Origin of the sequence: Streptomyces sp. NPDC001816, assembly GCF_042892235.1 — a bacterium.
Taxonomy (GTDB): domain Bacteria; phylum Actinomycetota; class Actinomycetes; order Streptomycetales; family Streptomycetaceae; genus Streptomyces.
On the sequence record NZ_JBIATY010000005.1, the window covers coordinates 133,593 to 146,182 of the forward strand.

Genomic DNA, 12,590 nt, shown 5'->3' on the forward strand with positions numbered 1-12,590 from the left:
CAGATTGCTACCGGCGAGTAGCACCATAGCAGCCCGAATGACCGACATGTCGAACACATGTAAACGCTTCGTGTCCAAGCTAGTTGACAAAGCTGACGGTCCGTGACGAACGCGTGAACAGGCCGCAGGAATCCGGCCTGACGCGCATCCCGTGACCCTTGTCACGCCCCGCGTTCGACCCGCCACGCAACGTTAGTAAAAATCACGCTATTACCCCGCATGCCGGACAGGTGATTCCGCCCTATCGTTCTGTCATGGAGCACGCACTGAGTCCCGCAACCCTCGCCGAACTGCGGCGCCCGCGTCCCTACCCCGCGGTGTCCGTGCTGACGCCGACACACCGCCGCGAACCCGAGAACGGCCAGGACCCGGTCCGGCTGCGCAATGTGGTGGCCGAGGCCAGGAAACGGCTGGAATCCGACCCCTCGGTCACCCGGGAGCGGCGCGCCGACGTCGTGGCACAGCTCGACCGCGCACTGGCGGAGGTGGACCTGGCGCACGCCGAGGACGGCCTGGTCATCTTCGCTGCCCCGGGTGAGCACCAGGTCTGGTCGCTGGCCCGCACCGTCCCCGAGCGGGTGGTGTTCTCGGACACCTTCCTCACCCGCAATCTGGTCTCCGCGCAGGCCGCCGAGCGGCCTTTCTGGGTACTGTCACTCGCCGCCGACCGCGCGACCCTGTGGAGCGGCGGTCCCGAGCGGGTGGTCGAGGAGCATTCCGGCGGCTTCCCGCTGATCCACATCCGGGAGAACTTCGACGCCGAGCGCCAGGAGCAGATCGGTGACGTGCCGAGCATCTACGCCGACGAGGGCACGCGCCAGTTCCTGCGCGAGGTCGACACCGCCCTGGGCACGCTGCTGCGCGACCAGCCCCGTCCGGTGTACGTCACCGGCGAGCAGGCGGCCCTGTCCCTGCTGGACGAGGTCGGCAGCGCCGCCAAATCCGCCGTACAGGTCCCGCACGGCGGCCTCGCCCACGCCGGCCCGGAGGCTGTGTGGCAGGCCCTGAGGCCGGTCCTGGAGTCGGAGGCCCGCAAGGACGCCTCGTCCGTCGTCAGGGAGCTGACCTCGGCACGCGGGCGCAAGATCTTCGCGGCCGGGGTGGACGAGCTGTGGCAGAACGCCCGGGAGGGCCGCGTCCGGCTCCTCGCGGTAGAGGAGAACTACCGCGTGACCGTCCGCGACCAGGGCGACCACCTCGTGCCGGCCGAGCCCGGTGATCTGGACTCCCGCGACGACATCGTGGACGAGATCGTGGAGCAGTGTCTGGAGACCGGCGCCGACGTGCGCTTCGTCCCCGACGGCACGCTGGGCGACGCGAACGGCATCGCGGGGGTGCTGCGGTACTGAGGCACTCCCCGGACAGCGGCACCGAGGCCCCCTCGGGGCCGCTGCGCCGAGCCACTCCCCGGGCAGCGGTCCCCTCGCGGCGTACGCTACGGCGTGATCGTCGGCAAGAGGGAGCGCGCACATGGGTGACCTGCTGGGTGTGGCCGTACTGGGTGCCGGACACATGGGAGCCGACCACATTCGACGCCTCGACGAGGTGGTGAGCGGCGCCAGGGTGGCCGCGGTGGGCGATCCCGATCTCGAGCGGGCGAAGGAGGCGGTGGTCGGCCTGGACGGCGTCACCGTGCACACGGACCCGCTGGCCGCCCTGGAGGCGCCCGGCGTGGCGGCCGTGCTGATCGCCTCCCCCGGCCCCGCGCACGAGGAGGCACTCCTCGCGGCCTTCGAGCGCGGCCTGCCCGTGCTGTGCGAGAAGCCCATGGTGCCCGACTCCACAGGTGCGCTCCGAGTGGTGGAGGCCGAGGCGCGGCTCGGCCGCCGGCTGGCCCAGATCGGCTTCATGCGGCGCTACGACGCCGAGTACCGACGGCTGAAGGCGCTGCTGGACGGGGGCGGCCTGGGCCGGCCGCTGATGCTGCACTGCACCCACCGCAACGTCTCCTCCCCGCCCGACTTCACCAGCGCCATGCTGATCAACAGCTCCGTCGCGCACGAGATCGACGCGGCCCGCTGGCTGCTCGGGCAGGAGCTGACCGCGGTCACCGTGCTGCGCCCGGCGTCCTCCGCGGGTGCGCCCGAGGGCCTGCTCGATCCGCAGTTCGTGCTGTTCGAGACCGAGCACGGCGCCCTGGTCGACGTGGAGGTCTTCGTCAATTGCGGCTTCGGCTACCAGGTGCGCTGCGAGGCCGTGTGCGAGGCGGGCAGCGCCCGGATCGGCGACGAGCACACCATGCTGGTCACCCGCCGGGGCAGCGCCGCCGAGGAGGTGGCGCAGGACTACCTCGTCCGCTTCGCCGACGCCTACGACCGCGAGGTCCAGGCCTGGGTCGACGCCACGCGGCGTGGCGAGGTCACCGGCCCGAGCGTCTGGGACGGCTACGCGGCCTCCGTCGTCGCGGAGGCGGGGGTCCGGGCGCTGGAGTCCGGCGGCCGGGTGGCCGTCGGGCTCGCCCCGCGCCCGGACCTGTACGCCGAGGTCAGCCGCTGACGCTCGCGGCGCCGGTCTCCAGGTGCCCGGTGAACCGGCGCGACCAGGTCGCGTCGGAGTCGACGGTCACCGTGAAGTCGTACCAGCCGTTCTGGTACGCGACGGCGTTGAAGTAGTCCTCCGCCGAGGCTCCCGCGGCGACGGTGTAGGTCCAGGGACCGTCGGTGCGGTAGTGGTTGGAGGTGATGGTGAACTTCACCGAGGACGGACCCGAGTTGGCCATCTTGAAGTAGACGGCCAGCTTGCCCGTGCCGGGCTCCACGGCGTAACGGGTGCTCACCTCGGCCGATTTGCCCGCCTTGGTGGCGTCGCCCTTGAAGCGGCGCAGGAAGCGGTTGGGGCCGACCATGGTCAGGTCGTACCTGCCGCCGCCGAAACCCGTGCCGATGTTGAAGGAGTCGGAGGCGGTGCCGCCCGCGTCGACCGTGTACTGGTAGGGCGTGGTGTCGCGGTAGGCGTTGGGGTGGATGGAGAAGTGCGCCGCCCTGGCCGCCGGACCGCCCTGGTTGGTCATGGTGAACCAGGCGAGGACCTTGCCGGCCGCCCCGAACTCCAGATGGTCCAGGTATCCGCCCGGCTGGTACGGCAGCGCGCGGGCCGGGCGGGTGCCGGACTCCTGGGCGGGCAGGGCGTTGTTCGTCGGCACCGGGTTGGGCAGCGGGCCGCAGGTGGCCATGCCGATGACGCTCGTCGCGGGCAGCGGGACGGTGCCGTGGACCGGGTTGGCGAAGTCGAAGACACCGGTCAGGTCGCCGCTCACCCTGCGCCGCCAGTCGCTGATGTTGGGGCACTTGGCGGGTTTGCCGATCGCCGCGGTCCAGGTCTCCAGGAACCGCAGCACCGAGGTGTGCTCGAAGACCTCGGAGGAGACCCAGCCGCCCCGGGTCCAGGGCGAGATGACGAGCATCGGGACGCGGAAGCCGAAGCCGTACGGCACCCCGTTGAGGAACTCACCCGCGGTACCGGCCGGCGGGGCCGGAGGCGGGACGTGGTCGAAGTAGCCGTCGTTCTCGTCGTAGTTGAGGAACAGGACGGTGGAGTCGAACACGTCCTGGTCGGCGGCGAGGGCCTGGTAGACGAGGCTGACGAAGTGGGCGCCGTCGCCGGGCGGGGCGTACGGGTGCTCGGAGAAGGCCTGGTTGGGGACCACCCAGGAGACCTGCGGGAGGGTGCCCGCGAGGACGTCGGCCTTGATGGCGGCGGCGATGTCGTCCGGGGTCGAGCCGGTGACCTTCGGGACGGAGGACATGCCGCGGTCGTGGAGCGGGTCGCCCGCCTTGGCGTCGGCGAAGTTCTTGAAGTAGGCGCAGCCGTTGTCGCCGTAGTTGTCCGCGGCGTTCTGGTAGACCTTCCAGGTCACCCCGGCGGCCTGCAGCGCCTCGGCGTAGTTCTGCCAGGTCAGGCCCGACTCGTCGCCGCCGTCGTAGCTGGCGGAGTCGACCTTGCCGCTCCACAGGTAGGTGCGGTTGGGGCCGGTCGCGCTGAGGGTGGAGCAGAAGTAGGCGTCGCAGATCGTGTAGTTGTCGGCGAGCGCGTAGTGGAACGGGATGTCGGAGCGGTCCAGGTAGCCAAGCGAGCGGACGTTGCCGACGCCGGTGACCCAGTTGTCGAGGCGGCCCTTGTTCCACGCGGAGTGCTGCGAGGACCAGGAGTGCGGCAGGTCGCCGTTGCACTGGGCGAGGGTCTCGCCGTCCTTGCCGCCCGCGGCCGGGGTCGCGCTGAGCTTCCACGGGTACTGGCGGCCCGTTCCGTTCGGCTGGTCGAAGACCGAGTGGCCGCCGCTCAGTGTGATGCCGCTGCGGTCGTCGAAGCCGCGGACGCCCTTCAGGCGCCCGAAGTAGTGGTCGAAGCTGCGGTTCTCCTGCATGAGGATGACCACATGCTGCACGTCCCTGATCGTGCCGGTCGCGGCAGTCGCTGCCGCGGCCGCGGTGCGGGAGCCGGCGCCCAGCGCCACGCCTGCCGCCACGGATGCGCCGAATCCCACGAAGCCTCTTCGGCTGATCGGTGTCATTCGCCCCGTCCTCGTCAGCGGAGTGCCCGTGCGGCACACCGCGCGCCAGGGTGCACGCGGTGATCGCCGAGGTCCACAGCCGTGCGGTGAGGCATGTGTGAATAGAAGTCAAAGTCGGGGCACCGGCCCTGACAGGGGCTCACACCCCGCCGAACAGGCTGCTCAGACCGCGTTCCACGACCGCCGCGACGTCCTCCTGCCCGGCCGGAACCACGGTGTAGGTGTGCAGCAGGAAGCGGCGCAGCGCCGAGGTGGGAAACTGGAGCAGGGCGAGGCCGCACGGCGAATGGAGTTCGAGGACCGTCCGGGTGCGTCCGTACGGCCAGATCTGTACGTCCCCGCGTCCGGCCGGGGCGCGCAGACCCTGGTCCAGCAGGGAGCGCGCGAAGGTCCAGGTGACTTCGTCGCCCGCCAGGGTGGCCTCGGGCGGGAAGTCCACGCATACGGCCAGCGGATCGTCCGCCGTGTAGCGCAGGAGAGCGTACACCGGGACCTCCCGGTCCTCGGCGGTGATGAGACGGGCGTGGGCGGGCTGCTCGACGAAGATGTCCATGCCATTAAGGAGTCCGCGAAGGCCCTTCACAGGACGTCAAATCCAGACAGAGTTGGTGCGGATCGAGCAGTCGGCGTCACCATGGAACACCTGAGCGTCGAACGGGTAGCCGACTACGGTTGTGAAGCTCTACGGCATGCGTCAAGTCCCGTAGAAACCCTACGGCTTGAACCTACTCGCGCGTACGCCATCCGTACCCTCGGAGCAGCCCGAGAAGACTCTGGCATATGCCGGAAGCACCACCGTATCGGGTGTTGCCAAATCCCTTACAGGGAGTCGCGGGCTGTGCAACAGTCGTAACGGTCCCTCCACCCCCCTTGGTCGTACCATCCCCCTTCGGAGTGCGTCATGCCGTCCCCAGTCTCCGCGGACCACCCAGCCGCCCAGCCGCCCGGGCGCGGCTCGGTCGAGTCGTTGATCACGCAGGCGCGGCGGCTCAAGGGCGATGTGGACGCCGTACGGCGGGACGCGCAGAGCGAGGGATCGGACCCGGAGGAACGCTGGCAGCGGGCGCTGTACGACCTCGCACTGCACCAACTCGAGGACTTGGACGCCCACTTGGCGCAGCTGCGGGACGGCCCGGAGCCCGCCCCTGCGGACGGGCCCGCCGAGACCCCGGCCGTCCGGCCCGCGGCGGCCGCCGACGCACCGCGCGCCTCGCTGCTCAGCCGTGTCGGCAGCGCGGAGTGGAACCTCCTCACGGACGAGGCGAGTTGGTCCGGAGAGCTCTACCAGATCCTCGGCCTCGACCCGGCCGGCCCCGCCCGCACCCTGGACGAGCTGCCTTCGCTGGTCCTGGAGGAGGACCGGGCGAAGCTGACCCGGATGGTGACGGACTGCCTGGTCGACGCCAGGCCGATCGACGGCGAGTTCCGTGTCGTACGGCCCGACACCTCGGTGCGGACCGTGCACATGATGGGCGAGCCCGTGCTCGGCGGCGACGGCAGCACCACCTCGATGTGGGCCGTGCTGCGCGACGTGAGTGAACTGCGCCGCAGCCAGCGGACGGTGCGCGAGACCCGTGACTCGCTCCAGCACCACCAGCGGCAGGCGCAGACCGAGCAGCGGCTCGCGGTCGAGCTGCAGGAGGCCGTGCTGCCGCCATGGCGCGGCTCCCTGCGGCTCCCGCACCGGGGGCCGCAGACCCTCGACCTCGCCGCCCACTATCTGCCGGCCGCGACGAGCGCCCTGATCGGCGGCGACTGGTACGACGCGCTGCAGCTGTCCGACGGCGCGACCCTGCTCAGCGTCGGCGATCTCACCGGGCACGGCGTCGCCGTCACCTCGGGCATGGCGATGCTGCTGGGTGCCGTGCGCGGCATGGCCATGGCCGGCACGCAGCCCGGCCCCCTCCTGGCCATGCTCAACCAGTTACTCGACGCCACCGTGCAGCCGTCCCTCGGCAGCGCCGTGTGCTGCCACTACCGGCCCGAGACCCGCACCCTGGTGTGGGCGCAGGCAGGACACCCCGCCCCGCTGCTGTACCGCGGCGGGACGGGGCGCGTGCTGAAGGCACCGGACGGCGTCCTGCTCGGCGCCACCACGGGCGCCACCTACGGGCAGGCCGAAGTGGCCCTGGAGCCCGGCGACCTCCTCCTGCTGCACACGGACGGACTGGTGTCCGGGCGCGGCGGAAACACCGCTGTGGACCGCCTGCTCGACCTCGCCCCACGCTTCGGCGCGGCGCGCACCGCGCAGGAGTGTGTGCGGACGGTCGTGGAGGAGTTCGGCGGAGCCGAGCGCGAGGACGATGCCTGTGTGCTCGTCGCCAAGGTCACCTCATGAGCTGACCTACTGCACCTGTTGAAGAACGCAGCGCACAGGCCCCTCACACCTGTGCGCTGTTGTCACGCCCGCCCTTCGGCGTCGGCAGGGCGAGCCTGATCTCCTCCCGCAGTTCGTGGATCCTCGGGTAGCCGGAGTACTCGGCGGTCAGCCGGTACATCTGCCGCAGTCGGTCCCAGGTGCGGCGGGAGGAGTTCGAGCCCATCGACATCAGGGCCAGCCGTGCGTAGCGGTCGGCCTGTTCCGGGTCGTCGGCGATGAAGCAGGCCGAGGCCATGGAGAGATGGTCGAAGATCTTCGACCGCTCCCGCCCGTCGACACGCAGGGCCAGGGCCTTCTCCGCGTAGTACTGGGCGTGCGCGGCCGCACCGGGGTCGAACTCCGCGAGGGTGCGGTAGGCGAGGGCCTGCATGCCGTACAGATCCTCGTCCTTGAAGGTCTGCATCCAGTCCGGCGGTTCCAGGTCCCGCCGGTCGGAGACGAAGAGGTCCTCCGCCTGTCCGAGCGTGCGGCGCATCGCCTGGCCCTTGCCCATGGACGCCTGCGCCCAGGCCTCGATGGTGTGGAACATCGCCTTCGTACGCGGCTGCAGACGCTCCCCCGAACCGGACTGGGCGAGCTTCATCAGGTCCAGCGCGTCGTCGGGCCGGCCGAGGTGCACCATCTGCCGGGCCGCCCGGGACAGGGCCTCCCCGGCGCGCGGCCGGTCACCGCCCTCGCGGGCGGCGTGGGCGGCGATGACGAAGTACTTCTGGGCCGTGGGCTCCAGGCCGACGTCGTGCGACATCCAGCCCGCGAGGACGGCGAGGTTGGCGGCGACGCCCCACAGGCGTCGCTGGAGATGGGGTGGATGGTGGTAGGCGAGCATGCCGCCCACCTCGTTGAGCTGGCCCACGACCGCCTTGCGCTGGAGCCCGCCGCCTCGGGCGGCGTCCCAGGCGCGGAACACCTCGACCGAACGCTCCAGTTCCTCGATCTCCTGCGACCCGATGGGGGCGGCCTCATAGCGGTCGAACCCAGCGGGGTCGGCGTGCAGGGGATCGTCGAGGGCAGGGGCGTCGGCCTTCAGTGTGGGGTCGGCGTGCAGCCAGTCGTACATGGCGCTGCTGAGTGTGGATCCCGCGGCGAGCGCGGCACCCGCGCCCACCAAGCCGCGTCGGTTGAGCATGAGGTCCATTCCCGTGAATTCGGTGAGGACCGCGGCGGTCCGTTCGGGCGCCCACGGCACTCCGTCGGGATGTTCCGCATTCCCGTCGCCCTGCCGTTTCCCCGTACGCCCGTGCCGCACCAGACCGAGGTCCTCGATGGTCACGACACGGCCGAGACGCTCGGTGAACAGGGCCGCCAGCACCCGCGGTACGGGATCGCGCGGGATCTCTCCCATGTCGATCCACCGCCGCACCCGGGAGGTGTCGGTCGACAGCTGGGGGTGGCCCATGGCCGCCGCCTGCTTGTTGACCAGCCTCGCGAGTTCGCCCTTGGACCAGCCGGCCAGGCCGAACAGGTCCGATAGGCGGGTGTTGGGTTGTCCGCTCACGTCAAGCCCCCAGGTTCTCGGCTGAGTTGACAGTAGACCCGTGGACGTTGCCGGGCGACTATTCGCCACGGTTCGCCAGGGTGCGCCAGATGGTGTGCCACTGGGCATCGGGTGTCAGGTAGGAACGCGCCACCCCGACCCGGTCGCCCTCCCAGTGACGGGTGCATTCCCCAGGGTGCACCCGGGCGACCGGGTCGGGTGGGCGTATGAACTCGAAGCACCCGCATTGCGTATCCACTTCGCACGGGGGTTTTGAGCATGGATGTACAGGCAGGCACCGCAGGCACACGAAGGGATCTGTATCTCCCATGTACGCAGCATCATCCTCCGTGTCCGCTCCGCCCCGGCCGCTGCGTCCCCGCCCGGCGGGCGGCGGGCCGTACCTCGACCCGGCGGCGCGGCCGGCAGCACCCGTGCTGGGCGCGGGCCGACCGCGGCGCGTTCCGGGGCAACCCGGATCCCAGCCCCTCAGCGGGCGACTCGACCTGTCGGGTCCCCAGGGCGCGCAGTTGCGCACCGCGATCGCCTCGGTGCACCGGATCTGTCCGGAGTTCGCTCCGGTGCAGGTGCTGCGCCGCAGCGGACGCTCCGTCCTCCTGGTCGGGACGACCGGACGCAGCACGGCCGTGGCCAAGTGTCTCCTCGACCCATCGCCCGCGTGGTCGGAGCGGATCCGCCACGAAATAGCCGCATACCGCTCGTTCGTCCGGCACCGCCCGCCGGTGCGGGTGCCGAGACTGATCGCAGCGGATCCGGACAACTGCACGCTGGTGATCGAGCGCATGCCGGGCCGGGTGGCGGCGCTCCAGCGGCATCCGTTGGAGGCTCCGCCCCGGCCGGACATCCGGGCGGCGCTCGGCGCGATCTGCCGGCTGAACGCCTGGCGCCCCCCGGCGGGCACCTTCGACGCCCCCCTGGACTACGCGGCCCGCATCGCCCGGTACCACGAACTGGGCCTGCTGACCGACCGGGACCTCGGGGACCTGCAGAAGCTGCTGCACGGCATCGCGCACGCGGCGGGCCGCCAGGGGATGGGCCAGTTCTGCCACGGCGACGCCCTGCTCTCGAACATCCTGCTCTCACCGGCCGGTCCAGTGCTGGTGGACTGGGAGCACGCGGGCTGGTATCTGCCGGGGTACGACCTGGCGACGCTGTGGCTGGTCCTCGGGGACGCGCCGGTGGCGCGGCGTCAGATCAGCCAGATCGCCCAGTCGGGGGGCCCGGCCTCCCGGGACGCCTTCCTGGTGAACCTGATGCTCCTGCTGACGAGGGAGATCCGTACGTACGAGACGGCCGTGCAGCGTTCGATGCACGATACGGCCCCGGCGGCACCGGGTACGGCCCACCCGGGTGCTGCGCCGTCCGGCGAGGAACAGCGGCTGCTGCTCAGGCGGCTGCACGACGACTGCCAGCTGGCCCGCCGGGCCGTGCGCGCGGCGGTCGGCACTCGCTGACGGGGACGACGGCTCCGCGGTGCGCCCAGAGCGGCGGCGCACCGCGGACCTTCGTGTGTGACTGGTGTACGCCACTGACGCCCCGCAGGCCCGTGCGCCACCGCGGCGAAACTCGCCGAAACCCTTCGTGACGTGGGAAATCAGGGACCTGAAGGCATCATTGACGGATCGTCGGCAAGCCGGTACCACTGATCCAGCTCGGAGCCGCACGCCCCGCCGCCCGCCCGTCACAGGAGGCCGCACTTGCGAGGATCCGCCACCGACCCCACGTCCACACCCGGCCACAGACACCTGAGGCGAAGCGTCGGTACGCTCGCCTCGGCCGCCTTACTCCTACCCCTGCTCGGCGCGGCCCCCGCCCAGAGCGCGACGGACTCCTCGGCCGGCCGGCTCCAACGCGCCTTCGCCGACGCTGCCGCCGAGTACCACGTGCCGCAGAGCGTCCTGCTGGCCGTCTCCTATCTCCAGTCCCGCTGGGACTCGCACGCCGGGGCGCCCAGTGTGACCGGCGGCTACGGCCCGATGCACCTCACCGACGCACGCACCGCGCTCGCCACCACCGAGCACCTCGCCGAGGGCACCGAGGACGCCCGCGGCGACAGCGCCCGCCCCGCCCTGCACCCCGACATCAAGGTGCCCGAGAACTCGGCACTCCCGGCCCGCCTCAGGACGCTGCCCAAGGCGGCCGAACTGACGGGGCTGCCCGCGGCCGAACTGCGCACCGACCCGGCCGCCAACATCGCGGGCGGCGCCGCCCTGCTCGCCTCCGCCCAGAAGGAGCTGGGCGAGCCGGCGAGCGCCGACCCGGCCCACTGGTACGGCGCGGTGGCCCGCTTCTCCGGCGCGGACGACACGGCGACCGCGCGCGCGTACGCGAACGACGTGTACGACGTACTGCGAACGGGTGAGCAGCGCACCACGGACGACGGCCAGCAGGTGGCCCTCGCCGCCCGGCCGCACCTCTCCGCCGACACCGGTCAGCTGAAGCGGGCGGGGCTGCGCACGGTCGCGGCGGACGACGTCGAGTGCCCGAACTCGGTGTCCTGCGAGTGGATCCCGGCGCCGTACTCCGAGTTCGGGGACAACGACTACGGCAACCACGACCTCGGCGACCGTCCGGACTCGCAGAGCATCAAGTACATCGTCATCCATGACACGGAGGGCACCTGGGACGGGGTGCTGAACCTGGTCCAGGACCCCACCTATGTGTCCTGGAACTACACCATCCGCTCCACCGACGGTCTGATCGCCCAGCACGTCAAGGCGAAGGACGTGGCCTGGCACGCGGGCAACTGGTACATCAACGCGAAGTCGGTCGGCATCGAGCACGAGGGCTTCCTCGCGGCGCCGGACGCCTGGTACACGGAGGCGATGTACCGGTCCTCGGCGCGCCTGGTGAAGTACCTGGCCCGGAAGTACGGCATCCCGCTGGACCGGCAGCACATCCTGGGCCACGACTCCGTGCCGGGCCCGACCACCTCCACCATCCCCGGGATGCACACGGACCCGGGCCCGTACTGGGACTGGCGGCACTACTTCCAGCTGCTGGGCCACCCCTTCAGGGCCACCGGCGGCAAGTACTCCGACTTGGTGACGATCCGGCCGGACTACGCCGCCAACGAGCCGGTGTACACGGGCTGCACCACCAAGGGCGAGCCCTGCACCGAGCACGGCTCCAGCGAGGTGCGGCTGTACTCCGACCACGACGAGAACGCCCCGCTGATCAAGGACATCGGCCTGAAGACGGATCCGACCAACGGGGTGAACGATCTGTCCTCTCGGGTCTCGACCGGCCAGCAGTACGCGGTCGCCGACCGCTGGGGCGACTGGACGGCGATCTGGTACCTGGGACAGAAGGCCTGGTTCGAGAACCCGGCCGAGCAGCCCACGGCGGTGCCGGCGTCCGGTCTCGTCGTCACCCCGAAGGACGGTCCGGCGAGCGTCCCGGTGTACGGCCGCGCGTATCCGGAGAAGGAGGCCTACCCGGCGGGGGTGCCCGCGCAGTCGGTGGTGGCGCTGCCGTACACGCTCCCGGCCGGGCAGAAGTACGTGGTCGGTGACGTGGTGCCGGGCGAGTACTACTACGCGGTCACCTTCACCACCGACTCGCACCGGGTCGTGGTCGGCAAGGACCTGTACTACGAGATCCAGTACGGCCACCGGGTGGCGTTCGTGCGCGCCGCGGACGTCCGCCTGGAGAGTGCCGTCGGCTAGCCGGGACCGGCCGTCAGCCCTGCTGGAACAGCTCCGCCGGGAGCGGCTTCAGCAGGGCGTACAGGTCGTCGGTGATGGGGCGGTCCCAGGCGGCGATGGTCACGAGGACGCCGTCGCTGCGGTCGAACTGGACGCAGGAGATCCGGCTCTCGGAGAGCTTCAGCCGCCGCACGATCAGCAGGTTGTCGCCCTGGAGGACCGGCGTGTCCTCGATGCCGACGACGGTGACCTCCTCGTCGTTGTCCAGCGCGAGCAGCAGCTGGCCCACCTCGAAGGGGACCTCGCCCTCGGTGACCTCCCGGGCCGGGGAGCCCTCGGGGAGATTGCCGATGATCATGGCGGGGCCGCGGCCGCCGAACAGGTCGTAGCGCAGGAAGACGCCCTGGCAGGAGCCGTCGGGGGCGGGCAGCAGACCCGCGCCGAGGTTGCCCGGCCAGTCGCCCGGGTCCATGGCCAGGACGTCGAAGTCGGGTCCGGCGGGAGTGGCGCTGCGGCGGCGGAGGAACGACATGCGGCCATGGTACGTGCCTGAGCACA

Annotated in this window: 9 protein-coding genes; 5 read left to right on the forward strand and 4 right to left on the reverse strand. The window is 71.1% G+C overall.

Annotated elements, in window-relative coordinates; genetic code table 11:
* Positions 1-254: 254 nt before the first annotated feature.
* Both ACFYZZ_RS19395 and ACFYZZ_RS19400 read left to right on the forward strand, forming a co-directional pair.
* Positions 255-1,349: a chemotaxis protein gene (locus tag ACFYZZ_RS19395; protein WP_389177099.1), complete on the forward strand. Its 1,095-nt coding sequence runs from the start codon at positions 255-257 to the stop codon at positions 1,347-1,349.
* A 121-nt stretch (positions 1,350-1,470) separates the two neighbouring features.
* Positions 1,471-2,496, forward strand: a complete 1,026-nt coding sequence (locus ACFYZZ_RS19400) for a Gfo/Idh/MocA family protein (protein WP_389177102.1) — start codon at positions 1,471-1,473, stop codon at positions 2,494-2,496.
* On the opposite strand, the gene ACFYZZ_RS19405 is transcribed toward ACFYZZ_RS19400, so the two are convergent.
* Positions 2,486-4,510: a phosphocholine-specific phospholipase C gene (locus tag ACFYZZ_RS19405; protein ID WP_389177105.1), complete on the reverse strand. Its 2,025-nt coding sequence runs from the start codon at positions 4,508-4,510 to the stop codon at positions 2,486-2,488. The genes ACFYZZ_RS19400 and ACFYZZ_RS19405 overlap by 11 nt on opposite strands.
* Positions 4,511-4,649: 139 nt before the next feature.
* A complete protein-coding gene (locus tag ACFYZZ_RS19410; protein WP_389177108.1) occupies positions 4,650-5,063 on the reverse strand; it encodes an SsgA family sporulation/cell division regulator in 414 nt (137 codons plus the stop codon).
* A 348-nt stretch (positions 5,064-5,411) separates the two neighbouring features.
* Between ACFYZZ_RS19410 and ACFYZZ_RS19415 the strand changes: the two genes are divergently transcribed.
* Positions 5,412-6,848 carry a PP2C family protein-serine/threonine phosphatase gene (locus tag ACFYZZ_RS19415; protein WP_389177111.1) on the forward strand — a complete coding sequence of 479 codons (1,437 nt, stop codon included), beginning with the start codon at positions 5,412-5,414 and terminating at the stop codon, positions 6,846-6,848.
* 43 nt (positions 6,849-6,891) lie between these two features.
* Here ACFYZZ_RS19415 and ACFYZZ_RS19420 read toward each other — a convergent pair whose 3' ends face one another.
* Positions 6,892-8,385, reverse strand: a complete 1,494-nt coding sequence (locus ACFYZZ_RS19420) for a hypothetical protein (protein WP_389177113.1) — start codon at positions 8,383-8,385, stop codon at positions 6,892-6,894.
* Between the two features lie 308 nt (positions 8,386-8,693).
* Here ACFYZZ_RS19420 and ACFYZZ_RS19425 point away from each other — a divergent pair, with 308 nt between their 5' ends.
* Entirely contained in the window at positions 8,694-9,839 is a 1,146-nt protein-coding gene (locus ACFYZZ_RS19425; RefSeq protein WP_389177116.1) for an aminoglycoside phosphotransferase family protein, read from the forward strand.
* A 243-nt stretch (positions 9,840-10,082) separates the two neighbouring features.
* Positions 10,083-12,053 carry an N-acetylmuramoyl-L-alanine amidase gene (locus ACFYZZ_RS19430; RefSeq protein WP_389177119.1) on the forward strand — a complete coding sequence of 657 codons (1,971 nt, stop codon included), beginning with the start codon at positions 10,083-10,085 and terminating at the stop codon, positions 12,051-12,053.
* Positions 12,054-12,066: 13 nt separating this feature from the next.
* Here ACFYZZ_RS19430 and ACFYZZ_RS19435 read toward each other — a convergent pair whose 3' ends face one another.
* A complete protein-coding gene (locus ACFYZZ_RS19435; protein ID WP_389177122.1) occupies positions 12,067-12,564 on the reverse strand; it encodes a hypothetical protein in 498 nt (165 codons plus the stop codon).
* Positions 12,565-12,590 lie beyond the last annotated feature (26 nt).